Below are 24,519 nucleotides of genomic sequence, written 5' to 3' on the forward strand. Positions count from 1 at the left end.
CTAATTAGTCCTCTCGGGCAAACAGTGCCTCAATAAAATCTTCCGCCTTAAACGGCCGTAAATCTTCAATGCCTTCACCGACACCAATGTAGCGAATCGGAATACCGAACTGATCGGCCACCGAGAAGATCACGCCGCCTTTGGCGGTGCCATCCAGCTTGGTGAGCGCAATCCCGGTCACGCCAACGGCTTCATTAAACAGTCGGGCCTGGCTGACCGCATTCTGTCCGGTGCTGGCATCCAGCGTCAGCATCACTTCGTGTGGCGCTGAATCATCCAGTTTCTTCATCACGCGGGTGATTTTTTTCAGCTCTTCCATCAGGTGCGATTTGTTCTGCAGACGACCCGCGGTATCGGCAATCAGCACGTCAACGCCACGCGATTTAGCCGCCTGAATAGCATCGAAGATCACCGAAGCGGAATCTGCACCGGTGTGCTGAGCAATCACCGGAATGTTATTGCGCTGGCCCCACACCTGCAGCTGCTCAACAGCCGCGGCGCGGAAGGTATCACCAGCCGCTAACATCACGGATTTGCCTTCAGCCTGATACTGGCGCGCCAGTTTACCGATGGTGGTGGTTTTACCTACACCATTGACGCCAACCATCAGGATCACAAACGGCGTTTTGCCTGAGACGTCCAGTGGCGCATCCACTTTCGCCAGAATCGAGGCCATCTCCGCTTTCAGCAGGCCGAAGAGCGCTTCCGCGTCACGCAGTTGCTTGCGGTTTGCCTGCTGGGTCAGATGCGTGATGATGCGGCGAGTGGTATCCACACCCACATCCGCAATCAGCAGCTGCTCTTCCAGCTCGTCAAACAGCTCATCATCAATCTTTTTGCCACGGAACAGGCTGATAAAACCGGAACCGAGGTTCTGACGGGTTTTCACCAGGCTGCGCTTCAGGCGGGCAAAGAAGCCCTCTTTGCTGGGACGCTCCTGCTCCTGCACGATGAGTGGCGCGGCGGCCAGCGGGAGATCGCTGACGGTATCGGATAATGTCTCTGCCGGTTCCGCGTCGGTGACTTCGGCTTCGCCCAGTGCCAGTGCGGTCAGCTCTTCCTCGGTCAGCGGCGCTTCGGCTTCGCTGTGCGGGGTTTCAACGATCCCGGCGTCATCCAGCGCCAGCGCGGTCAGCTCTTCTTCGCTTAACGGCGCGTCCGCTTCGCTGTCCGGGGTTTCAACGATCGGGGCGTCGCCCAGTGCCAGCGCGGTCAGCTCTTCTTCGCTTAATGCCGCGTCCGCTTCGCTGTGCGGGGTTTCAACGATCGGGGCGTCGCCCAGTGCCAGCGCGGTCAGCTCTTCTTCGCTTAACGGCGCATCTGCCGGAGCCTCGTCAGCGATCGGCGTGACCACGTCGTCGGCGTCAATAACCGGCGTCGCGTCATGTTCAGGTGCGGCGATTTCCAGTAGCGCTTCAGGATCGGCCTCAATCGGCGCAGCTTCATCCAGCACCATGGGTGCTGACTCATGCGGCGCTGCCGCGGTGACTTCCGCCTCACGCTGCTGCCCGGCCACCGTTTCGGTGATAACGACAGTCTCTTCCGCTTGCGCTTCAGCCTGGCTTAATGCCGGGGCGGCCTGTTCTGCCTGCTGCTCTGCGGGTTCTGCGACCTCTTGTGTCTGCTCCTCCGCGACAGGTTGTTTCTCTTCCTCTTTGCCAAATCCCAGCCAGGAAAAAAAGCCACGTTTTTTCTCTTTTGCCATTGTGTGACGACACTCCTCGATGGCTTTGTCCCGGTCGCGCGTGGTTTCCAGGGGTAAATCAATGAAAGTTGGTCAGCGCCAGACCGGCGTAAACCACAGAATAATGCATGACTTCAGCAACTCAGTAGTCTAACACTTTCCAGCCAGCTCACCACAGCACCCTTTTTTAACGTTTCTTCTCACCGATTCGCCCGTTAAACTACGCAACAAATTATGACGAGTTGTGAGCAAGATGAATAAAAACCCCCGCAGTACAGGCGGTGCCGGGCAGATTCGCATCATTGGCGGCCAGTGGCGCGGACGCAAACTGCCGGTGCCGGACAGCGCCGGACTGCGCCCGACCACCGATCGGGTACGTGAGACGCTGTTTAACTGGCTGGCCCCGGTGCTGCCAGAAGCGCGCTGCCTCGACTGCTTTGCCGGTAGCGGCGCATTAGGACTGGAAGCCCTGTCGCGTTACGCGGGATCGGCGACGCTGCTGGAGCTGGAACGGCCGGTGGCGCAGCAGCTGACAAAAAATCTGCAGACGTTGCGCGCCAGTAATGGCACCGTGATTCAGACCAATGCGTTAAACTGGCTGGCACAGCCAGGTGAACCCTTTGATGTGGTGTTTATCGATCCGCCGTTTCGTCAGGGATTGCTGGAACAGACGTTACAGTTGCTGGAGCAGAATCACTGGCTGGCCGATCAGGCGCTGATTTACGTCGAAAGTGAAGTGGAAAATGGCGCACCGCCGGTGCCGCCAGAGTGGGATCTTTATCGCGAGAAAATAGCCGGACAAGTGGCTTATCGTTTGTATCAACGTCAACAGGAGACGCAGGATGTTACTTAATTTGGGGCGTCTGTTGATGCTATGCGTGTGGGGATTTTTACTGGCTAACCTGGTTCATCCCTACCCGAAACCGCTGACTTATTTTATCAACGTTGCGCTGATTTTCATGATCCTGATGCATGGCCTGCAGCTGGTGTTACTGCGCACCACGCAGACCAAAGATGCGCCGCCGATTGACCGCGTCACCCAGGCCAAAGTGTTTCTGTTCGGGGTATTCGAACTGGTCGCCTGGCAGAAGAAAAACTTCCCACGCAAGAAATAATTCCGGGCGGGCGCACTGCCCGCCGGTTACTGCCGGGGTGTGAAGCTGATAAAGCGCGTGCCCTGCATCTTCAGCTCGCCTCTGGCGCCCTTGTCCAGCTGATGATATTCCGCCTCTTTAAGCTGCACTTTGATGTCGCTGGCACCGTTAAGCGGGTGAAACAGCACCTCGTAGCGCATCTCTTCCCCGGCGATCACTTCCCGCTGCCGTGAACGGCGATTGGGTGCAGGAAATTCACGTTTGGTTTTGACCTCAACCTGCAGAGAACGCTCGGGTGAAGCGTCATTCACCGCCACTTCCCGGCGTTGCTTAATAAACTGACGGGTCGCCAGCACGGCGATAATCGCCAGAACGATGATAAAGATTAGCGGCGGTTTGCTCATAGCGTTCTTGTGCCTGCAGGATGATTAATCAGGCGGCAAAGCATACAACCAGAGTTGCCTGATTGTCACATCTCAGAGGCTTAACCTAAACTGAAAGGGATATTTTGGGATCTTTCACCATTTTGAACAAAAAAGGGAGAAACAATGCTCTGGTCTTTCCTCGCTGTACTTTTCTCCGGCTGGCTCTATGTCGACGCCACCTATCGCGGCCCGCAATGGCAACGCTGGTTATTTAAGCCGGTCACGCTGCTGCTGCTTGTCGGGCTGGCCTGGCAGGCACCGGTGCTACAGACTACGGACTACCTGATTCTGGCCGGTCTGGTCGCGACGCTGGTCGGTGATGCGTTAACGCTGCTGCCGCGTCAGCAGATGCTCTATGCCATCGGGGCTTTCTTCCTGTCGCACCTGCTTTATACCCTCTGCTTCGCCGCCAGCATGACCATGACCTTCTTCTGGCCAATTCCGCTGACGCTGCTCATCATCGGTGCCGCCCTGATTGGCGTCATCTGGAGCCGACTGGAAGATCTGCGCTGGCCTGTCTGCACCTTTATCGGCATGACGCTGGTGATGACCTGGATAGCGACCGAGCAGTACTTCTTCCGCCCGACCGATTACAGCTTCTCGATCATGGTGGGTGCCGGTCTGCTGCTGCTGGCAAACGCCGTCTGGTTTATCTCTCACTATCGTCGCCGCTTTACCGCCGACAGCGCGATTGTCGCCGCCTGCTACTTCGCCGGTCACTTTATGATCGTGCGCTCGTTGTGGGTCGTCTGAAAAAATAGCCTTGACTCTGGAGTTCACTCCAGAGTGTAGGATAAAGGATGGGCTGCGTTGCTCATCCCACTATTCTTACACTCTGGAGGTCATATGCATCAACATCACGCCTGTGGCTGCGGCAAACCCCGTGCCAGTCACGCCGCAGCAAAACCGCTGTGCCAGGTTCGCCAGGCCCGCCCCCTCTCCCTTTCTATTCACGCCGCGACGCCTGTACCTGCCGAGACGGCAGGCTGTTGCTGTGACAGTCACTGCAGCCCTGGCAACGACGCCGACACCGCTGAGGAAAGCGACCGGCGAGGTGCCGACAGTTATCCCTTTAGCTGGCAGGTCAGCGGGATGGATTGCCCGTCGTGTGCCCGCACCATTGAAACCGCTGTCCGTCAGGTAAGTGGCGTGACCGACGCCCGTGTCTTGTTCAGCAGCGAGAAACTGGTGGTCAATGCTGACCAGGATGTACAAAACGCCGTTGAAAAGGCGGTGAAAAAAGCCGGGTTCCAGCTCGCAACCCCATCAGCCACGTCGGCCACATCCCCCGCTACGCCGGGCTGGCAGCATAACCGAATGCTGATTTTGCTGGCGCTGCTGGTGCTTGCCAGTAGCATTCTCAGCCAGTTCGCGCCCGCCTGGGGCGATCGGCTGTTTGTGCTGACCACGCTGGTCGGCCTGGTCCCGGTGGCGCGCGGTGCCTGGCAGCGTCTGCGCAGCGGATCGCCTTTTACTATTGAGACATTAATGACGCTGGCGTCAGCTGGCGCACTGATTATTGGCGCACACGCTGAAGCCGCGATGGTGCTGGTGTTGTTTCAGCTGGGCGAACAGCTGGAAAGCTATGCCGCTTCCAGGGCGCGCAGCGGCGTTACCAGCCTGATGGCGTTGCGGCCTGAATCGGCGATCCGTCTTGAACAGGGCAAACGTACTGAGGTACCGCTCGCAGCGCTGCAACCCGGCGATGTGATTGAAGTCGCGGCGGGCAGCCGCTTGCCGGTCGATGGCAGCTTAATCAGCCCGCTTGCCAGTTTCGATGAGAGCGCGCTGACCGGTGAATCACTGCCGGTAACGCGGGCCAGCGGCGAAAAAATCCTCGCCGGTGCTACCAGCGTTGATCGCCTGGTGATGCTGGAAGTGGTGTCGAAGCCGGGTGAAAGCGCGATCGACCGTATCCTGCAGCTGATTGAAGAAGCGGAAACGCATCGTGCGCCGGTCGAACGCTTTATCGACCAGTTCAGCCGTATTTACACGCCGCTGGTCATGCTGCTCTCGCTGCTGGTGATGGTGGTGCCGCCACTGCTCGGCGCAGGCGACTGGCAGCCGTGGATCTACAAAGGGCTGACACTGCTGTTGATTGGCTGCCCCTGTGCGCTGGTGATCTCCACGCCTGCCGCCATTACCTCCGGGCTGGCTGCGGCGGCGCGACAGGGCGCACTGATCAAAGGCGGTGCGGCGCTGGAGCGGCTGAGTTCGGTGCGCAGAATGGCGTTTGATAAAACCGGTACCCTGACGCTGGGCAAGCCACAGCTGACGCAGATCCTGCGCTTTGGCACGGCCAGCGAGTCAGAGATGCTGGCGCTGAGCGCCGCTGCGGAACAGGGTGCCACCCATCCGCTGGCCAGCGCTATCGTGGCGGCCGCGCAGGCGCGTGATCTGGTGATTCCTGACGCGCAGGATCAGCAGGTGCAGGCGGGGCGCGGCATCAGCGCGAAAGTCGCTGGCCAGCAGATTCAGCTGCTGACGCCCGGCCATGCGCCCGGTCTGACGCCGCAGCAAAATGCGCAGATAGCGCTACAGGAAGCTGAAGGTGAAACTCTGGTGGTGCTGATGCGCGATGGCGAAGTGCTGTGTGCGCTGGCTCTGCGCGATCAGCTGCGCGACGACGCCGTCGAGGCGTTAAAGGCGCTGAAAAAGCTGGGTATTGAGAGCCTGATGCTGACCGGCGACAATCCGCGCGCTGCGGCGACCATTGCCCGCCAGCTCGATATTGATTATCGCGCCAGTCTGCTGCCCGCCGATAAAGTCGCGGCGATCCGCGAACTGAGTCAGCAACAGCCGCTGGCGATGGTCGGGGATGGCATTAACGACGCGCCAGCAATGAAAGCGGCAACGCTGGGCATTGCGATGGGCAGCGGCACCGATGTGGCACTGGAAGCGGCCGATGCTGCCCTTACGCGTAATCAGCTCAGCAATCTGGCTCCGATGATTGCGCTGGCACGCCGGACACGGCGTATCATCCGCCAGAATATCGGTATTGCGCTGGGGCTGAAGGCGATTTTCCTGGTCACAACCCTGCTGGGTCTGACCGGACTCTGGCTGGCGGTGCTGGCAGATTCGGGTGCGACCGCGCTGGTCACCGCCAACGCGCTGCGGTTACTGCGTCGCCGCGCCTGAGCAGGCGGCTTCTGATCTGAAGAGTGAGGTTAACGGCGGCCTGTACGGCTGTCGTCAACCCGCCATGCCTTTGCGGATCAGAAACTGATAGGGCAGCGTGTCGGTTTGCTGCGCCAGCAAGCCATGTTCCATAAAGCGGCAGAAGCCGGGAATATCGCGCGTGGTGGCCGGATCATCGGCGATGATCAGCAACGTCTCGCCATCCTGCAGGCTGCGTACGGTTTTGCGCACCATCATCACCGGCTCCGGGCAACGCAGGCCACGGGCATCCAGCTGATGGTCGGCAGAGGAAAAAGCATCGCTCATAATCAACTCGGTTCAGGTAAGGGGCGCTCATTCTAGCGCGTGCTGGCGGTGAAGCAAGGCGATAACGATTGCGCTAAAATTAACCATTGCATAAAAAGCACAACGCGGTAAGATGCCGCCGCTTTTTGCTCATAAAACTGCCAGGCGCTGCCCGAACGGCGTCCCGCAATGGGTTCCCTCACCCCAACATTAAAAAGGTTGAATATGCTCGCATTTTCTTCACGTCAGCGCATGCATGCGCTTTTCTGGTTATCACTGTTTCATCTGCTGGTGATCACTTCGAGTAACTATCTGGTTCAGCTGCCCATTTCAGTGTTTGGCTTCCACACCACCTGGGGTGCATTCAGCTTCCCGTTTATCTTCCTGGCGACCGATCTCACCGTGCGTATTTTTGGCGCACCACTGGCCCGACGCATTATTCTGGCCGTGATGATCCCGGCACTGTTTATCTCTTACAGTGTCTCGGCGCTGTTCTATCAGGGTGAATGGCAGGGCTGGCAGGCACTGGAAGTGATGAATCTGTTTGTTGCCCGTATCGCCTGCGCCAGCTTTATGGCTTACGCGCTGGGTCAGATCCTCGACGTTCACGTGTTCAACCGTCTGCGTCGCCTGCCACAGTGGTGGATTGCGCCGGGCTGCGCCATGTTCCTGGGGAATATCAGCGATACGCTGGCCTTCTTCTTTATCGCCTTCTATAAAAGCCCCGATGCGTTTATGGCGCAGCACTGGGTTGAGATTGCCCTGGTGGATTACAGCTTCAAAGTGCTGATCTGCATGGTCTTCTTCCTGCCCGCCTACGGCGTGCTGCTCAACGCGGCGCTGAAACGTCTGGCTGAACGCCAGACCGCCCGCCAGGTCAATTTCGGCTAAGTGCCCATACGGTTTCCACTACTATCCGCTAAGATCTTCTGACAATCATCAGGTTGCGTTTGCAACCTGATTCCTGTTGTATTAATGCCTGACTGGAAACTTAAAAAGGGATTCTGATGCGCAACCTGGTGAAATATGTAGGAATGGGTTTACTGGTACTCGGCTTAGCAGCCTGTGACCAGAAGAAAGATGAAGCGGCGAATGACAACGGCGTCAGCGCCAGTCAGTCGGCGCAAACCGTCACGCTGATGGATGGCAAACTGAGCTTCTCGCTGCCACCAGGCATGTCCGATAAAAGCGGTAAACTGGGTTCGCAGACCACTAACATGCACGTTTATGCTGATGAAACCGGTGCCCGCGCCATTATTGTGATTGCCGGCGACCCGACCAATGATGGTCTGGATGTGCTGTCGCAGCGTATGGAACAGCAGCAGCGTAACCGCGATCCGCAGTTGCAGGTGGTGTCGAACAAATCTGTGACGCTGAAAGATCAGCCCGCACAGCAGCTGGATACGGTGATTTCTGCCAACAACCAGACCTCATGGTCTTCAGTGGTTCTGGCGAAAGTGGATGGCAAACTGGTGACGCTGCAGATTACGCTGCCAGGTGATAATCAGCAGCAGGCGCAGAGCGATGCTGACAACATCGTGAAAAGCATTACGCTGAAGTAAAACAAAAGGCTGGCTTCCCTGCACGGGGAAGCCAGCCTTCGTTCAGAAGGGCTTTTTATAAACCTGCATTCTCGCGAATATATTTCCGCGCTTTCACCGCATATTCAAACGGATTGGCCAGTGCCGGATCCTGCTCCGCTTCAACCACCATCCAGCCTTTATAGCCGTAATCATCCAGGATTTTGAACACCGGTCTGAAGTCGATCACGCCATCGCCCGGTACGGTAAAGGTGCCCTTTTTCACTCCTTCCAGGAACGAAAGATGGTTCTCACGCACCTCGGCGACCACCTCATCACGCACATCCTTAAGATGCACGTGGAAGATGCGCGGCAGATATTTCTCCAGTACCGCCAGCATCTTCTGCTGGGAGCCTTCGGAGTAGTAGACGTGGCCGGTGTCATAGAGCAAACCGACCTGCTCGTCGGTCATCTCCATAAACCGGTCAATCTCTTCAGTGGTCTGAATGCCGGTGCCCATGTGGTGATGCAGCGTCACGCGCATCCCCTTCTCCGCCGCGATGCGGGCCAGTTCGTTGTAGCCTTCCGCGGTTAACTGCCACTCTTCATCGCTGAAAATGGCTTTCTCTTCAAACACCGCAAGCGTGGTGCCCTGAATACTTTTACTCTGTTCAGAACAGCCAATCACCCGCGCGCCCATCGCATGCAGGAAGTTCATATGCTCGATGAACTGTTCGATAGTTTTCTGTTTGTCGCCGTTGGCGAAAAAGGTGCTGAACCAGGCGTTGCAGATTTCGATGCCGCGAATGTCGAGCATCGGTTTCAGGATCGCCGGATCGCGAGGATATTTGCTGCCTACTTCGCTGCCGGTAAAGCCAGCCAGCGCCATCTCACTGACGGTTTGCTGGAAGGTATTCTCACTGCCGAGATCCGGCATGTCATCGTTGGTCCAGCCGATCGGGGCGATCGCCAGTTTTACATTCTCTTTGTTCATTATCTTATTCCCAGGCGGAGAGCGGCCATGCCGCATAGACAGCTAAATCAGTTATAGAAAGCAGGACGCGGCGGCATCTCTACCGGCTCAATCGCACCACTGTTCTGCGCTTTAATGCAGGCATCGGCGGCGACTGAGGCGGCAAAGCCATCCCAGGCAGAAGGACCGGTCAACTGGCCCGCTTTGATGTCGTTGATAAACGCCTGCAGCTCAACGTCATACGCCTCGATAAAGCGATCTTTCCAGTCCACCAGAATGGTGTTCGACAGGCGGGCCTCTTTGCGCAGCTGCACCGAAGAGGGCTCTGGCAGGCGCGCAATCCCCTCTTCACCCACCACTTCACACTGAATGTCATAGCCGTAAGCGCAGTTAACGAAGATCTCGACGTCAATGCGAACCCCTTTCTGGGTTTCGAACAGCACGATCTGCGGATCTTTCAGCTGACTGTGTGACTTCGAGGTAACGCGCGGGAAGACTACCTGCACCGTTTTATAGTCATCGTTTGTCAGCCAGCGCAGCACATCCAGCTCGTGGATCAGGGTGTTGGTGATCGCCATCGGCGTGGTGTAGTTCTCCGGCACGGTCGGGTTGCGGTGCGCACAGTGCAGCATCAGCGGCTCACCGATATCGCCATCGGTAATTACTTTTTTCAGTGCACGGTAGCCCGCATCGTAAGGACGCATAAAGCCGACCTGCACCAGGCGTTTACCCGCCTGAATCTCTGCATCCACGACCCGGCGGCAGCCCTCGGCGCTCATCGCCAGCGGCTTTTCACAGAACACCGGTTTACCGGCGGCAATCGCCGCTAAGGTGAACTCTTCATGGGTCGGATCCCATGAGGTGACCAGCACCGCATCAACATCCGGAGACTGAATCACGTCGTGTCCATTTTCGAATACCTCCGCCTCAATATTCAGGCGTTGCAGTGCGGCACGCGCGCCTTCGACATTAATGTCAGAGACGGCAACCACCTGTGCACCCTGCAGCACATGGCTGCAGCGGCGAATATGTTCCTGACCAATTGCACCTGTACCGATGACGCCAAGTTTCAAAGTCATAATTACACCTGTGTAGGGTTCGTACGGAGAAGAGCAAAACGGGCCGCGGCACGGCCCTGAAATTAATATTTTCGTGCCTGATCCAGATGGCTGTTGAGCTTGTCCGCCACCGCCTGAGAACGTTCGGTCTTCGAGGCCTGCGCCACGCCGACGTGCCACCAGCTGAAATATTTGTGGATCATGGTTTTTGGCAGCACTTTGATGTCGATAAGGGTGGAAACCGTCTGGGTACGGGCATCTTCCAGCGCCGCTTTGAGCTGCTCCAGCGTGGTCACACGATAGGTTTTACAGCCATAACCGGCGGCGATAGCGGCGAAATCGACCGGAATAAAGCCGCCGTCCAGCTTGCCGCCTTCCGCATTACGGAACCGGAACTCGGTGGTAAAGCTGTCCATGCCGTGTTCCATCTGCAGGTTATTGATGCAGCCGTTGGTCATGTTATCCAGCAGCACTACGTTGATCTTCGCCCCTTCCTGAATCGAGGTGACCAGCTCTGAGTGCAGCATCATAAAGGAGCCATCACCGACCAGCGCATAGACCTCGCGCTGCGGCTGCGCCAGCTTCACACCCAGCGCGGCATTCACTTCATAACCCATGCAGGAGTAGCCATATTCAACGTGATAGGCGTTGTAATCTTTGGTGCGCCAGACGCGCTGCAGGTCGCCCGGCAGACTGCCCGCCGCTGCCACTACCACTGCGTCTTTCGGCAGTTGCTCATTTAAGGTGCCGAGCACGCTGCTTTGCGTCAGTAGCGACTGGGTCAGGCGGTTAAACTCAGCGAACACTGCTTCGCGGTCGAGATGATCCGCAATCTCCGGCACAAAGTCGCCATCGTGATATTCCACCTGGTAGACGCGCTGCGTCTCTTTCAGCAGCTGGCTCTGCGCCTGCTCAATCTGGTTGCCCCAGTCGTTGCTGTAGTGCTGCGAGGCCAGACCGGCGGTGAGCGCGGTCAGCCCTTCGCGGGCATCGGCCAGCAGCTGCACGCCATCGAGCTTGTAGCTGTCAAAGTTACTGACGTTGATGTTCAGGAAGCTGACATCGGGATGCTGGAAAATCCATTTCGACGCGGTGGTGAAGTCGGTGTAGCGGGTGCCGATGCCGATCACTAAATCGGCCTCTTTCGCCAGCAGGTTAGCCGCCAGACAGCCGGTTTCGCCCACGCCGCCGACATTCAGCGGATGGTCAGAGACCAGCGTGCCTTTGCCCGCCTGCGTCTCCGCAAAGGGAATCTGATAGCGCTCGGCAAACTGGCGCAGCGCCTCGCCCGCTTCGGAGTATTTCACTCCGCCGCCGCAGATAATCATCGGCTTGCGCTTACGGTTAATCAGCGTCAGGGCATCTGCCAGCTGCGCCGCCACCGGCAGGCGGCGATCCAGACGGTGCACCCGTTTCTGGAAGAAGTAGTCCGGGTAATCCCAGGCTTCGCCCTGCACATCCTGCGGCAGCGACAGCGTGACCGCGCCGGTTTCTGCCGGATCGGTCAGTACACGCATGGCGTTGATACAGGCGGACATCAGCTGTTCCGGGCGGCTGACGCGATCCCAGTATTTGCTGACGGCGCGGAAGGCATCGTTGGTGCTGATGCTGAGATCGTAGCTCTGCTCAATCTGTTGCAGCACCGGATCGGGCTGACGGGTGGCGAAGACGTCGCCTGGCAGCAGCAGCAGAGGAATGCGGTTGGCGGTCGCGGTCGCCGCGGCGGTGATCATATTGGCCGCACCAGGCCCCACAGACGAACTGCAGGCGATAATCTGGCGGCGCAGCGACTGGCGCGCAAAGCCGGTGGCTGCATGAGCCATGCCCTGCTCATTACGGCCCTGGTAGACCACCAGATCGCCGCTATCCTGTTCCAGCGCCTGGCCCAGCCCCAGCACGTTGCCATGTCCGAAAATGGCGAAGATGCCTTTTACGAACTTCGTCTCAACGCCATCAACATCAATGAATTGATTATCAAGAAATTTAACCAGCGCCTGTGCCGTGGTCAGTCTGATAGTGCCCATATTCTTCCTTACATGCTGGTGGACCCCGACTTCCGCGACAGCACGCCAGGCGTTGTCATCGGCGGAAAAGGCGACCTGAATAACTGAAACGTGAGGCGATTATAAACAAATATATTTTTCATAAAACACGATTACAGAAGAAACATTTCATTTTGCGAGTGAGATCAAATTTAATGACGGCAACAGGTCTGGCGGGCGATTGCAGTGGGGAAATCTGGAACGTTTAACAGAGAGTGGTGCCTGATGAAAAAATTCATTTCAATGCAGCAGCTTGCCTGACTGGCGTGCGGATTCCTGCGATCCCCTTCACAACCCTGACATACCGCACATCACGCTGGCAGAGTTCGCGCAGGCGGGCGGCAATCAGGAGTTTTACCTGGTTCACAAAATTGCGATGGATATTTCATTTCGTATTGAATATGGAATTTTTATTCCTCATACTCCCCTCATAGCCAGTCAGACACCTACAGACCCGGAAGCAGAGCGTAACTGGTGTCGGTCTTCACGCCCGCCAGCGCTGCTAATCACAGAAGGAAACCACAGGTATGAGTACACAACAGAAACCGCTTGATGTGATTTGTATCGGGCGCATCGCCGTTGATTTTTATGGCCAGCAAATCGGGGCGCGACTGGAAGATGTCACCTCCTTTGCTAAATATCTGGGCGGCTCGTCGGGCAACGTCGCCTATGGCACCGCGATTCAGGGGCTGAAATCGGCGATGCTGGCGCGGGTGGGAGATGAGCATAATGGTCGCTTTCTGCGTGAAGAGTTGCAGCGCGTAGGCTGTAACACCGATGCGCTAATCACCGATCCGCAGCGTCTGACCGGACTGGTGATCCTCGGCATCAAAGATGAAGAGACTTTTCCGCTGATTTTCTACCGCGATAACTGCGCCGATATGGGCCTGGTTCCGGACGATATCGATGAAGCCTTTATTACCTCTGCGCGCGCCGTCGCGGTTACCGGCACCCACTTATCCCATCCTCAGACCCGCGAAGCGGTGCTGAAAGCGCTGGATATTGCCCGCCGCAACGGCCTGCGCACGGCGCTGGATATCGATTACCGTCCGGTGTTGTGGGGACTGACCTCTCTGGGCGACGGTGAAACACGTTTCATTGAGTCGTCACAGGTCACGCAGCAGTTACAGGAAGTGGTGCACTATTTCGATTTGATCGTCGGCACCGAAGAGGAGTTTCATATTGCCGGTGGCAGCACCGACACCCTGACCGCGCTGAAAAACGTGCGTCAGGCGAGTCAGGCGACGCTGGTCTGCAAACGTGGACCGCTGGGTTGCGTGGTGTTTGAAGGCGAGATCCCGGATAGCTGGGAACAGACTGAGCTGCACACGGGCGTACGCGTCGAGGTTCTCAACGTGCTGGGCGCGGGCGATGCCTTTATGTCTGGCCTGCTGCGCGGCTGGCTGAATGATGAGGGCTGGACTCAGGCGTGCCGTTACGCCAACGCCTGCGGAGCGCTGGTAGTATCACGCCACGGTTGTGCGCCCGCCATGCCAACCAAAGCGGAGCTGGATGATTTCCTGAGTCGCGACAAAGAGGTGAAGCGTCCCGATCTCGACAGCCGTCTGAACCATCTGCACCGCGTGACTACCCGCAAGCAGCAGTGGCCGGAGCTGAATGTCTTCGCCTTTGACCACCGCAAACAGCTGGCGGATATGGCGCAGGAAGCGGGCGTGGACGAGAGCCGCATTCCGGAACTGAAACTGCTGCTGCTGGAAGCCGCTCAGCAGGCTGCCAGAGAGGCAGGATTAGAGAATAAAAGCGGGATTCTGGCGGATACGACCTACGGTCAGAAGGCGCTGAACGCCATTACCGGTAAGAACTGGTGGATTGGCCGCCCGATTGAGCTGCCGAGCTCGCGTCCGCTGCGCCTGGAGCATGGCAACATCGGCTCGCAGCTGATCGACTGGCCTGCCGAACACGTGGTGAAATGTCTGGTCTTCTATCATCCGCATGACAGTGCTGAACTGCGTAAAGAGCAGGATGAGCTGGTGCTCGACGTCTGGAACGGCTGTAACAAAAGCGGTCATGAGCTGCTGCTGGAAGTGATTCTGCCTGACAACAACCCGGATAAGAACGAAGCGTATTACTTTGATATGTTGAGCCATTTCTACAGTCTGGGCATCCAGCCTGACTGGTGGAAACTGCCACCGCTGTCGGCGGAAAGCTGGCAGGCGATCAGCGGTCTGATTGAGCAGCAGGATCCCCACTGTCGCGGCATTCTGTTACTCGGTCTGGATGCGCCCGAAGAGAAGCTTAAAGCGGGCTTCGCCGCGGCGGCCAAAGCGCCCTGGGTGAAAGGTTTTGCGGTAGGCCGCACGATCTTTGGTCAGCCTTCCCGCCAGTGGTTACAGGGGGAGCTGGACGATCAGGCGCTGATTGAGACGGTTAAAGGCAACTATCTGCGACTGATTGAGTACTGGCGCGCTGCCCGCGCCTGATTTGCTGCTCTGTCAAAAAGCCGCTTTTAGACCGTGCAGCCACAGGGAACACGGTCAGATCGGAAAGACGCAAAAGCTGCCATCCATGGCATGCTCGGCCCGCACCATCCTTGGTGCGGGACGCTTTCCTCTTCTGACCGTGTTCCCTGCTCGTTTAGCTAATGTGTTGCTGCCAGACCCGATTTTTCAGCAATCTGCAGCCATTCCAATCTGAATGGTGAAAGACTGCATACTTCCATCCCTGCTGGCATTTCATCCCGGCTTTCATCCTGACATTGCCCGCGAAAAGTCACGCATCGGGCGCTAAAGCTAATCTGTGAACCATTTCATAAAGCCATGAAATAAACCGCGTCGTTGACGCAAAGAAATGAAATTTTCCATCCATCTGATACTATAGCGCTCATTATGCAGCCATTATTCTAATTATACGGGCAGAAGTGATGAACAATAATCCCACCCAACTTTCTCTCTTGCAGGACGATATTCGTCGCCGCTACGAAACGCTGAGCAAGCGTCTTAAACAGGTTGCGCGCTACATCCTTGATAACAGTAACAGTATTGCTTTCGATACCGTCGCCTCGATTGCTCAGCAGGCCGATGTGCCACCGTCGACGCTGATCCGCTTTGCGAATGCTTTTGGCTTCAGCGGCTTCAACGAAATGAAACAGGTTTTTCGTCAGCATCTGATGGAGGAGACGGTCAACTATACCGAGCGCGCTCGCCTGTTTCGTCAGACTTCAACGGACGACAGCGCCAGTGCGCCTGAAAGTCCGGCGGAAATCCTCAACGTCTTTACCATGGTTAACAGCCAGGCGCTGCAGCAGCTGGCGATGCAGGTTAATCCTGAGCAGCTGAACAAAGCGGTGAAACTGCTGAATGAGGCTGAGAATATCTATGTTATCGGCCTGCGCCGCTCTTTCAGCGTCGCCTCCTACCTGGTCTACGCGCTGCGTCATCTTGAGCGCCGCGCTTTCCTGATTGATGGCCTGGGCGGGATGTTTACCGAGCAGCTCAGCCTGGTAAACCCGAAAGATGTGGTGATTGCGATCAGCTACTCGCCTTATGCACGTGAAGCGGTCGAGGTGGTTGAAATGGGTGCCAAACGCGGTGCGCATCAGATTGCCATTACCGACAGTCAGGTCAGTCCGCTGGCCGCCTTCAGCGATGTCTGCTTTGTGGTACGTGAAGCGCAGGTCGATGGCTTCCGTTCGCAGGTCGCTTCACTCTGCCTGGCACAGACGCTGGCGGTTTCGCTGGCACTGAACAACGCAAAGACCAGCTGAGTCCCACACATAAAAAAGGGCAGCGCGACAGGCTGCCCTTTTTACTGATATGAACGCGGATTATAAACCGTGATTGCTGCTTATTTTTCAGCGAAGACTTACGCTTTCCGTGGATAGCTGTCGCTGTTCACCCAGGCGTGATCTTTCTCCCAGGTAAATTTCCACAGCCGCACCGGCCCCGCCATCACGTTCAGATAGTAGTTATTGTATCCCGCCAGCGTCGCTACCGGATGATAGCCGCGCGGTACCATCACCACGTCGCGATTATAGGGTGCCATACAGACATCCAGGGAACGGTCGTCGGTGTAAACGCGCTGCATGGCAAAGCCAGGTTCCGGATCGAAACGGTGATAGTAGGTCTCTTCCAGGTAGGTTTCGTTTTCACTCTCCTCCTGGTCGTGCTTGTGGCTGGGATAAGAGCTGGTATCGCCCTCGTTGGTATAGACTTCCACCACCAGCAGGCTATCAGCCGGTTCATTGTCAGGCAGGATATTGTGAACCAGGCGCTGGTTGCGCCCTTTTCCGCGATGCTCAACACCAACATCGGCTGGTGCAATCAGGCGCGCAGGCAGATTCCCCTGACCGGGCGCATTACAGACCGCCAGCTCAAGATCGCTGTCAGCGTAAACCTCTACTTCATCATCATGCGGCACATAAACGGAATAAGGCGGAACGCGCTCAAAAGGCGACATGCGCTGACCGATACCGGGAAAATCAGCATGGCGGGTTTTTACCGAGGCCAGCCCGGCCACCAGCACCAGACACAGCTCTTTGTCACCACTACTGAGGCGCAGGGTTTCCCCTTTCTTCAGCAAATAGGCATCAAATCCCACATAACGCCAGCCGGCGCGCTCAGGCGTCACATGCTGAATACGACCCTGCGCGTCAGGGGCTTGTGCTTTCGACAGTAAAGACATCCTGATACTCCTCTCTGTCACGATTGACGCTGCGGTGGGCTCGCGGGCGCGGTGCCAGCGAACAAAGCGACCGGCAGATTATCCTGCCGGTCGCGCACCGGGATCAGCGTTGAAATGAATCAGCCTAAGGTTGGCATACTGAATTCAGACACGGTCTGCTGACCGGATGGCCAGCGTACGGTGGCCGTTTTCATGCGGGTATAGAAACGCACGCCATCCGGCCCATGAACATTGAGCGCGCCAAACACTGAACGCTTCCAGCCGCCGAAGCTGTGGAACGCCATCGGCACCGGAACCGGCACGTTGACACCGACCATACCCGCTTCAACGTTCTGCACAAACTCACGTGCGGTGTGACCGTTGCTGGTGAAAATCGCGCTGCCGTTGCCGAATTCATGGCTGTTAACCAGTTGCAGCGCACTGTCGTAGTCCGGCGCGCGCATGATGCTCAGCACCGGCCCAAAAATCTCTTCACGCCAGATCACCATCTCAGAGGTGACATGATCAAACAGCGTGCCGCCGACGTAGTAACCTTCGGCGTGACCCGCAACCTGCACGTTACGACCATCGACCACCAGCTTCGCGCCTTCCTGCTCGCCTTTGTCGATGTAGCCCAGCACTTTCTTCTGGTGCGCCGCCGAAACGACCGGTCCCATCTCATTTTCATCAGCGCCCTGATTAATGCCAGGGCCGATGCGCAGCGCGTTCACCAGCGGAGTCAGACGGGCGATCAGCTTGTCGGCGGTATCATCGCCCACGGCGACCACAACCGGCAGCGCCATGCAGCGTTCACCAGCAGAGCCAAACGCACCGCCCATGATGGCGTTGACGGTGGCATCCAGATCGGCATCCGGCATAACGATAGCGTGGTTTTTCGCCGCGCCAAACGCCTGTACCCGCTTGCCGTGGGCGCTGGCGGTTTTATAGATATGCTCAGCCACGCCAGAAGAACCGACGAAGCTCACCGCGGCAATACGCGGATCTTTATAGAGTTGCTCAGCATCTTCATTGGAACTGTGTACGACGTTGAATACGCCATCGGGCAGGCCCGCTTCGGTCAGCAGTTCAGCCATACGCACTGCCGCGGAAGGATCCAGCGCCGGTGGCTTCAGCACAAAGGTGTTACCGCAGGCCAGGGCTATCGGGAACATCCACAGCGGTACCATCGCCGGGAAGTTAAACGGCGTAATGCCCGCCACGACGCCGACCGGTTGCATCAGCGAGTAGCTGTCAACGCCGCTGCCGACGTTCGGGGAATATTCGCCTTTGAGCAGATGGGGGATCCCGCAGGCAAACTCAATCACTTCGATGCCACGCGTCAGTTCACCCAGCGCATCAGACCAGACTTTGCCGTGCTCAGAGACAATCAGCGCCGCCAGCTCATCACGGTGCTGCTCCATCAGGGCTTTAAAGTTGAACAGAACGCGGGCGCGACGCAGCGGCGAGGTTTTCGACCAGGCAGCAAAAGCGTCATGCGCGACACCAATCGCCTGGGCCACTTCATCAGCGGTACTTTGCGTCAGTTCACGTACCACTTTGCCGGTTGCCGGATCGTAAACAGGAATGGTTTCGTTGCTGGCGCTGAAAGTGGTTTTACCGCCAATAAAGTTACCTATGATTGTCATGATGTTGCCTCTTTAGATGGTTAAGTTCCCTGCAGACGGACCATGCGACCTGCCACACTGCCTGACCAGGCAAACCTGAAAGCGTGCTATGAAGCTATTACAGTGGAACAAATTTTTCAAATGGTTCTTTTTGGAAAATTTGATTTTAGCGGCACAGATCGCATTTTTCCCGCCACTTAGTCTCTCGCGGCATCACGATGACGGGAGGCCACTAATAGCGGTCAGCCTTAGCGTAGCAGGGTAATAGCCGGGGAGTGGTTTGGGCGTTTTACTGCGAAGTCGATCCAGCCTTTATGCATCGGGCTGAAACGGAATATGAAATTAATGCGAGGCTGATCTAATAATTTGCGTTTCATTATTCACTATTAATGAAATAAATGTTCTCTTTGGTCGCATCATCCTCCTGTCCCGGAGTCAGTGCATGGCCATCGATCCAACCCGTTTCTGTATCAACCGCAAAATTGCGCCCCGGCTCTCGCTGGAGGCATTTTTTCAGCTGGTTCAGCGTCTGGGGCTGAGCAAGGTTGAACTGCGTAATGACATGCCGGGCGGCAGCGTCACTGACGATCTCAGCACCGATCAGCTGCGCGCTCTGACCGACAGGTATCATATTGATATCATCACCATTAATGCGCTCTATCCGTTTAACCGCATTGATGACGCGCTACTGGCCCGGGCCGAAGCACTGTTACAGACAGCACAACAGATTGGTGCAAAGGCGCTGGTCATGTGTCCGCTGAATGAGGGGATAGCCGTGTCGCCTCAGCAAACCCAGGCGGCGATGCAGCAGCTGGCCCCGCGTTTTGCCCACTATGGCATTCAGGGGCTGGTGGAGCCGCTGGGTTTTCCGGTCAGCTCGCTGCGTTCGGCGGTACAAGCGCAGCAATTGATCGCCGCGGCGGACGTGCCCTTTAAGTTATTGCTGGATACCTTTCACCATCATCTCTATGAGCAGGCTGAGCAGGAGTTTCCAGCCGGCATTGATGTTAACCAGATTGGTCTGGTGCACCTTTCGGGCGTGGAAGATCGCCGTCCGACCGCCGAACTGACCGATGAAGAACGCATCATGCTGAGTGATAACGATGTACTGAAGAGCGTGGTGCAGGTGAAGCGGCTGGAGATGCTTGGCTATAAGGGCGTTTATGCCTTTGAGCCTTTCTCCAGTCAGCTCAGCAACTGGACCCCTGCGGAGGTTGAACGCCAGATCCGCAACAGTATTGAACTGCTGCAAGCCTGAATCCTGTTCTGCGCTTTGCGCGCACCATTAATCGGTTTATCTGTGTCTGAAAAGACGTTCTGGCCCGCTGCTGGGCCATTTTTTTTATCCTGAAGAATCGTCTGCTGCCGGCAACACCGCCTGACGCCGCTGCATGCGCAGCGTGCAGAAAAAAGCGACGCAGACCAGCAGCGCCGTGAGCAGGTAGACGCGTGAGACACCCGCATAAGTCATGATGAATCCGGCAAGTGGCCCGGTTATCCCCAGCGACAGATCCATAAAGGCGGTGTAGGTCGCCAGCGCGCTGCCCTGATTCTGCTGCGGCACCACTTTTACCGCCACCACGCCCAGCGCCGGGAATACCAGCGAGAACCCGGCACCGGTCAGAAATGCGCCTGCTTTTGCCATCCAGGGATCACCCGCTGCGGCCACCAGAAACAGCCCGGCGGCTTCAACCGCCAGGCAGATGCTGGCGACCCGCAGACCGCCGTGGCGGTTAATCGCATTCGGGAACAGCAGGCGCGCGCCGACGAAAGCGCCGCTGAACAGGGAGAGCGCAAAGGCGGCCCCTTCCCAGCCTTTATCCTGATAGAACAGGGTAATAAAGGTGGCGATGACACCGAAACCCGCCGAACCCATCGCCAGAATCGCACCAAAACCGGCGATTTTCCCCAGCACCGCACGAAACGGCAGGGGTCTGGCCCGGCTGGCTTTTACGGCCGGACGCGGCACCGCGCAGACGATGCCTACCACGCAGATAGCAACAATGACCAGCGACAGCCACAGCAGGCCACCCGCCCGGAATATCACCACGCCGAGCGGCGCGCCAATCGCCATCGCGCCATAAGTGACAATGCCGTTCCAGGAGATAACCCGGCCAATGTGCAGCGAACCCACCCGCGCCACACCCCACAACGAGGTGCCGGTGCCGGTAAAACTCTGGCCCACGCCCAGAATCAAGCGGCCCACGCAGAGCAGCGTCAGGCTTAACAGCGGTGACTCGATGAGCGCCGCCAGCAAAATACATAACCCGCTGATCAGACAGCCCACCAGGCCGGTCACCACCACTTTCTTTGGCCCCCAGAGATCGGCATAGCGTCCGGCGTGTGGGCGGCTCAGCAGCGTCGCCACATATTGCAGGCTGATTACCAGGCCCGCCCAGAATGCGCTGAAGCCCAGCTGGTCATGCACCCATCCTGGCAATACCGCCAGCGGCAGACCGATAGTGAGATAGCTGGCAAAGTTGTAGGCCACGATAGAGAGGATCAGCAGAGAGATGTGCAGGTTTCCGGATGGGGTGTTCGGTTCCGCGGCAGGCTGTTCAGGCATGAGTCCTCGCGCTCGTATTTGGCTGAATGATAAGGTTTATCCTTTAACTATACCCGCTTTCGCCACTGGCGCATCTTAATGACACGGCTATCGGGCGGCTGCCCCTGCCCGGACGTGCAGCAGAAAGCCGGGTAAAAACCGGAACAATGGGGAGTTGCTGCTCTGCCGCGATAGCTGAGTGCTGTGGCGCTGATTACATCACCCACCTGCCACCGCGCTTTACCGTTTCTCTGATAAATCAGATTGTTAATTTTGTTTCAGCTACACTTTCAACAGCCAAATTACGTTACGAGAGAGAGAATGAGCGAGCTGCAACGGGAAAAGATCGGACAAAATATTCTGATAAAACTGGCGATGCTGGTCATTATCCTCGCCGGGGTTCGGGCAGCGTCAGACATTCTGGTCCCGCTTCTGCTGGCGGCGTTCTTTGCCATTGTGCTTAATCCACTGGTGACGATGCTGATGCGGCGTGGCTTCCGCCGTGGACTGGCGATTGGGCTGGTGATCACGGTGATCTTCTGCGCACTCGTGCTGCTGGGTGCCATTATTGCCAGCTCAATGAGCGAGTTTTCCGATCTCTATCCGCAACTGCGCGCCACCATGGAGCAGAAAATGACGGTACTGCAACATCTGGCGGCGGGCTTTCATCTTAATATTTCAACCGATGCGCTGGTACAGCGTTTCGATCCTAATACCATGATGAACCTGGCTACCGTGGCGCTGAGCGGCTTTTCCGGCGCGATGACCAATACCGTGCTGCTGGTGCTGACCGTGGTCTTTATGCTGTTTGAGGTCCATCACCTGCCCTATAAAATGCGCAACGCGCTGGTGAATCCGAAAATTCGCATCGCCGGATTGCATAAAGCGCTGAAAGGCGTCACGCACTATCTGGCGCTGAAAACCCTGGTGAGTCTGATAACCGGCATCGCGGTCTGGCTGAGTCTCTATCTGCTGGATGTGAAGTTTGCGCTGTTATGGGGTGTCGTGGCGTTTATCCTCAACTTTATTCCCAATATCGGCCCGATTATCGCCGGTATCCCGCCCTTCCTGCAGGCGTTGTTACTGAACAGCCTGTTTGATGCCGCGATGGTGGCGGCGCTGTTTACCGCGATTCATATGGTGTTTGGCAATATGCTGGAGCCGCGCCTGATGGGCCGCGGTCTTGGCTTATCGACACTGGTAGTGTTTCTGTCGCTGGTGTTCTGGGGCTGGCTGCTCGGTCCGGTCGGCATGCTGCTCTCGGTGCCGCTCACCAGCATTACTAAAATTCTGATGGAAACCACGCCAGGCGGCAGCCGTCTGGCGATTATGCTGGGCACCGGACGACCCAAGCGGGCGCGGGCATTAACCAAGTAGCCGCTGCTGCACGTGCTGGAGATGGCTCTCCATCGCCTGACGGGCTGCTGCTTCATCGCCCGCCACAATCGCATTGGCGATCTGCTGATGGTCAGCGTTCATCTCCTGCGCGAAGCTGTTATCGGCATAATGGCGCTCCAGTCGCTGCACATGCGGGCTGTGGCGCCAGTTCCATAACTGCTCCAGCAGGTCGCGTAATACATCATTGCCGCTCATCTCACTGATCAGCAGATGGAAGCGCTTGTCCTGCTCCAGAAAGGCCGCGTCGTTTTCATTGTACTGCTGCAGTTCAGCGGTCAGCGCCAGCAATGCTGCCCGCTGAACGGTAGTGCCGTTACGTGCGGCAAATCCTGCCAGCATCCCTTCAAAGGCTTCACGCGCCTGCAACAGATCCTGCAGACTGCAGGTTTCGCTCTCCTGCGGAACCGCGGCTTGCGGCAGCGGCTGGGCGACGTAAACGCCGTTGCCCGTGCGGATATCGACCCAGCCGGTCATCTCCAGCGCAATCAATGCTTCACGCACTGATGAACGACTGACACCCAGCTGTTTTGCCAGCTCACGCTCCGGTGGCAGTAAACCACCTGCCACAAAGTCACCGCGCGTGATACCGGCCATGATGACGTTGGCGATCTGACGGTACAGGCGCTCGGTTTTTATTACTGGCAGCGTCATCACCCTCTCCTCTGATTGCACGTAAAAGCGATCTCTTCACCGATGCAGTTTGTCATGCTGCGATCCGGATCACGGCCCTGTTTTTTCCACTATCATACTCTTGGTCCAGCGGCCTGACCACTGGGCCACATCACAGTTGAGGAGTAAAAATGGAACATACATGGCGATGGTACGGCCCCAACGACCCGGTCTCACTGGATGATGCGCGTCAGGCGGGCGCGACCGGCATTGTGACGGCGCTGCACCATATCCCTAACGGCGAGGTGTGGCCGGTTGAGGAGATTAAAGCGCGTCAGGCACTGCTGGCGGAAAAAGGTCTGGTCTGGTCGGTGGTGGAGAGCATCCCGGTCCATGAGGCGATTAAAACCCAGCGTGGTGACTACCTTCGCTATATCGCCAATTATCAGCAGTCGATACGCAATCTGGCCGCCTGCGGCATTGATACCGTCTGCTACAACTTCATGCCGGTGCTGGACTGGACCCGAACCGACCTCGCCTGGACGCTGCCGGATGGCGCAAAAGCGCTGCGCTTCGACGCCGACGCTTTCGCGGCCTTCGAGCTTTATCTGTTGCAGCGTCCGGGAGCGGAACAGGATTACAGCCCAGCCGAGCAGCAGGCCGCCGCTCAGCGCTTTGCCGCCATGAGCGCAGAAGAGAAAAGCACCCTGGTGCGCAATATTATCGCCGGTCTGCCTGGCGCCGAAGAGGGTTACACCCTGGAGCAGTTTCAGGCGCAGCTGACGCAGTATGACGGCATCGACAAAGCGAAACTGCGCGAGCATATGGCGACCTTCCTGCGCGCCATCGTGCCGGTTGCGGAGGAAACGGGCGTTAAACTGGCGGTGCATCCGGATGACCCACCACGTCCTATTCTGGGCCTGCCACGCATTATTTCTACCCAGGAAGATATGCAGTGGCTGAAAGAAACCGTGGACAGTCTGCACAACGGTTTCTGTTTCTGTACCGGCTCCTATGGCGTGCGTGCCGACAATGCGTTGGTAGAGATGGCGGAAACCTATGCCGACCGCATTAACTTTATCCATCTGCGCGCCACAAAACGCGAGGCAAACCCGGCCAGCTTCCATGAAGCGGCGCATCTGGCGGGCGACGTCGATATGGTCGGCGTGATCAAGGTTATTCTGGCGGAAGAGCAGCGCCGCCGTCGGGCGGGCAACCTGCGGGCGATTCCCATGCGTCCCGATCACGGCCATCAGATGCTGGACGACCTGCATAAGCGCACCAATCCCGGTTATTCCGCCATTGGCCGCCTGAAAGGCCTTGCCGAACTGCGCGGCGTTGAAGTAGCGCTGAAACAGATCTATTTTGCCAATTAAATAAAACGTCCTGCCCTGCGCCCGCCCTGTGACGGGCCAGGGTCTCTCCTGGCCGCTGCGGCGGATCGGCCTTTTGCCCTGCCTGCCTCCCGTTTTCATTTGATTGTTTTGCTGCATAGCAACGAAA

General features: G+C 57.2%; 21 protein-coding genes. 11 read left to right on the plus strand and 10 right to left on the minus strand.

Annotation, left to right across the window (positions count from 1 at the left end; genetic code table 11):
* Window positions 1–4: 4 nt before the first annotated feature.
* Window positions 5–1,705, minus strand: a complete 1,701-nt coding sequence (gene ftsY, locus AC6I8B_RS18040) for a signal recognition particle-docking protein FtsY (protein ID WP_157353925.1) — start codon at window positions 1,703–1,705, stop codon at window positions 5–7.
* A 232-nt stretch (window positions 1,706–1,937) separates the two neighbouring features.
* Between ftsY and rsmD the strand changes: the two genes are divergently transcribed.
* Both rsmD and AC6I8B_RS18050 read left to right on the plus strand, forming a co-directional pair.
* Window positions 1,938–2,537: a 16S rRNA (guanine(966)-N(2))-methyltransferase gene (gene rsmD, locus AC6I8B_RS18045; RefSeq protein ID WP_010671526.1), complete on the plus strand. Its 600-nt coding sequence runs from the start codon at window positions 1,938–1,940 to the stop codon at window positions 2,535–2,537.
* Entirely contained in the window at window positions 2,527–2,799 is a 273-nt protein-coding gene (locus tag AC6I8B_RS18050) for a DUF1145 family protein (RefSeq protein ID WP_003852192.1), read from the plus strand. The genes rsmD and AC6I8B_RS18050 overlap by 11 nt, the downstream gene beginning before the upstream one ends.
* Window positions 2,800–2,825: 26 nt before the next feature.
* On the opposite strand, the gene AC6I8B_RS18055 is transcribed toward AC6I8B_RS18050, so the two are convergent.
* Complete coding sequence (locus AC6I8B_RS18055; RefSeq protein WP_033759060.1) at window positions 2,826–3,182, minus strand: DUF2500 domain-containing protein; 357 nt, start codon at window positions 3,180–3,182, stop codon at window positions 2,826–2,828.
* A gap of 144 nt (window positions 3,183–3,326) precedes the next feature.
* Between AC6I8B_RS18055 and AC6I8B_RS18060 the strand changes: the two genes are divergently transcribed.
* Both AC6I8B_RS18060 and AC6I8B_RS18065 read left to right on the plus strand, forming a co-directional pair.
* Window positions 3,327–3,956 (plus strand): lysoplasmalogenase, encoded by a 630-nt coding sequence (locus tag AC6I8B_RS18060; RefSeq protein ID WP_086906610.1) that lies wholly within the window; start codon window positions 3,327–3,329, stop codon window positions 3,954–3,956.
* A gap of 93 nt (window positions 3,957–4,049) precedes the next feature.
* A complete protein-coding gene (locus AC6I8B_RS18065) occupies window positions 4,050–6,341 on the plus strand; it encodes a zinc/cadmium/mercury/lead-transporting ATPase (protein WP_157353928.1) in 2,292 nt (763 codons plus the stop codon).
* Window positions 6,342–6,395: 54 nt separating this feature from the next.
* On the opposite strand, the gene tusA is transcribed toward AC6I8B_RS18065, so the two are convergent.
* Window positions 6,396–6,647 (minus strand): sulfurtransferase TusA, encoded by a 252-nt coding sequence (gene tusA, locus AC6I8B_RS18070; RefSeq protein ID WP_010253330.1) that lies wholly within the window; start codon window positions 6,645–6,647, stop codon window positions 6,396–6,398.
* Between the two features lie 204 nt (window positions 6,648–6,851).
* Here tusA and AC6I8B_RS18075 point away from each other — a divergent pair, with 204 nt between their 5' ends.
* Window positions 6,852–7,517: a 7-cyano-7-deazaguanine/7-aminomethyl-7-deazaguanine transporter gene (locus tag AC6I8B_RS18075; protein WP_010253331.1), complete on the plus strand. Its 666-nt coding sequence runs from the start codon at window positions 6,852–6,854 to the stop codon at window positions 7,515–7,517.
* Window positions 7,518–7,633: 116 nt separating this feature from the next.
* Window positions 7,634–8,188, plus strand: a complete 555-nt coding sequence (locus AC6I8B_RS18080) for a DcrB family lipoprotein (protein WP_010253333.1) — start codon at window positions 7,634–7,636, stop codon at window positions 8,186–8,188.
* 55 nt (window positions 8,189–8,243) lie between these two features.
* Here the strand turns inward: AC6I8B_RS18080 and iolE are convergent, their stop codons facing one another.
* The 3 genes from iolE to iolD form a co-directional block, all read right to left on the minus strand.
* Window positions 8,244–9,140, minus strand: a complete 897-nt coding sequence (gene iolE / locus AC6I8B_RS18085; RefSeq protein ID WP_157353930.1) for a myo-inosose-2 dehydratase — start codon at window positions 9,138–9,140, stop codon at window positions 8,244–8,246.
* Between the two features lie 47 nt (window positions 9,141–9,187).
* The gene (iolG, locus tag AC6I8B_RS18090; RefSeq protein ID WP_010253336.1) at window positions 9,188–10,198 is read right to left on the minus strand and encodes a bifunctional inositol 2-dehydrogenase/D-chiro-inositol 1-dehydrogenase; all 1,011 of its coding nucleotides are present in this window, start codon (window positions 10,196–10,198) and stop codon (window positions 9,188–9,190) included.
* A 62-nt stretch (window positions 10,199–10,260) separates the two neighbouring features.
* The gene (gene iolD / locus AC6I8B_RS18095) at window positions 10,261–12,201 is read right to left on the minus strand and encodes a 3D-(3,5/4)-trihydroxycyclohexane-1,2-dione acylhydrolase (decyclizing) (RefSeq protein ID WP_010253337.1); all 1,941 of its coding nucleotides are present in this window, start codon (window positions 12,199–12,201) and stop codon (window positions 10,261–10,263) included.
* Between the two features lie 545 nt (window positions 12,202–12,746).
* On the opposite strand from iolD, the gene AC6I8B_RS18100 reads away from it, so the two are divergent.
* Window positions 12,747–14,660 carry a bifunctional 5-dehydro-2-deoxygluconokinase/5-dehydro-2-deoxyphosphogluconate aldolase gene (locus AC6I8B_RS18100; RefSeq protein ID WP_064704118.1) on the plus strand — a complete coding sequence of 638 codons (1,914 nt, stop codon included), beginning with the start codon at window positions 12,747–12,749 and terminating at the stop codon, window positions 14,658–14,660.
* 440 nt (window positions 14,661–15,100) lie between these two features.
* On the plus strand, window positions 15,101–15,943 hold the full coding sequence (locus tag AC6I8B_RS18105; protein ID WP_010253340.1) for a MurR/RpiR family transcriptional regulator: 843 nt from the start codon (window positions 15,101–15,103) through the stop codon (window positions 15,941–15,943).
* A 98-nt stretch (window positions 15,944–16,041) separates the two neighbouring features.
* On the opposite strand, the gene iolB is transcribed toward AC6I8B_RS18105, so the two are convergent.
* Entirely contained in the window at window positions 16,042–16,860 is an 819-nt protein-coding gene (iolB, locus tag AC6I8B_RS18110; RefSeq protein WP_010671521.1) for a 5-deoxy-glucuronate isomerase, read from the minus strand.
* Window positions 16,861–16,979: 119 nt separating this feature from the next.
* Window positions 16,980–18,485 carry a CoA-acylating methylmalonate-semialdehyde dehydrogenase gene (locus tag AC6I8B_RS18115; RefSeq protein WP_010253344.1) on the minus strand — a complete coding sequence of 502 codons (1,506 nt, stop codon included), beginning with the start codon at window positions 18,483–18,485 and terminating at the stop codon, window positions 16,980–16,982.
* Window positions 18,486–18,906: 421 nt separating this feature from the next.
* Between AC6I8B_RS18115 and AC6I8B_RS18120 the strand changes: the two genes are divergently transcribed.
* Window positions 18,907–19,722 (plus strand): TIM barrel protein, encoded by an 816-nt coding sequence (locus AC6I8B_RS18120; RefSeq protein WP_033759068.1) that lies wholly within the window; start codon window positions 18,907–18,909, stop codon window positions 19,720–19,722.
* An 84-nt stretch (window positions 19,723–19,806) separates the two neighbouring features.
* Here the strand turns inward: AC6I8B_RS18120 and AC6I8B_RS18125 are convergent, their stop codons facing one another.
* Entirely contained in the window at window positions 19,807–21,030 is a 1,224-nt protein-coding gene (locus AC6I8B_RS18125) for an MFS transporter (RefSeq protein ID WP_033785697.1), read from the minus strand.
* A 300-nt stretch (window positions 21,031–21,330) separates the two neighbouring features.
* Here AC6I8B_RS18125 and AC6I8B_RS18130 point away from each other — a divergent pair, with 300 nt between their 5' ends.
* Window positions 21,331–22,386: an AI-2E family transporter gene (locus tag AC6I8B_RS18130; protein WP_010253354.1), complete on the plus strand. Its 1,056-nt coding sequence runs from the start codon at window positions 21,331–21,333 to the stop codon at window positions 22,384–22,386.
* Here the strand turns inward: AC6I8B_RS18130 and AC6I8B_RS18135 are convergent.
* Window positions 22,375–23,058, minus strand: a complete 684-nt coding sequence (locus tag AC6I8B_RS18135) for a FadR/GntR family transcriptional regulator (protein WP_497817535.1) — start codon at window positions 23,056–23,058, stop codon at window positions 22,375–22,377. The two genes, AC6I8B_RS18130 and AC6I8B_RS18135, sit on opposite strands and share 12 nt — an antisense overlap.
* Window positions 23,059–23,207: 149 nt before the next feature.
* On the opposite strand from AC6I8B_RS18135, the gene uxuA reads away from it, so the two are divergent.
* Window positions 23,208–24,392 (plus strand): mannonate dehydratase, encoded by a 1,185-nt coding sequence (uxuA, locus tag AC6I8B_RS18140; protein ID WP_157353933.1) that lies wholly within the window; start codon window positions 23,208–23,210, stop codon window positions 24,390–24,392.
* The last annotated feature ends 127 nt before the right edge of the window (window positions 24,393–24,519 follow it).

It is taken from the genome of Pantoea sp. X-Soil-ISGK-285 (assembly GCF_059730815.1).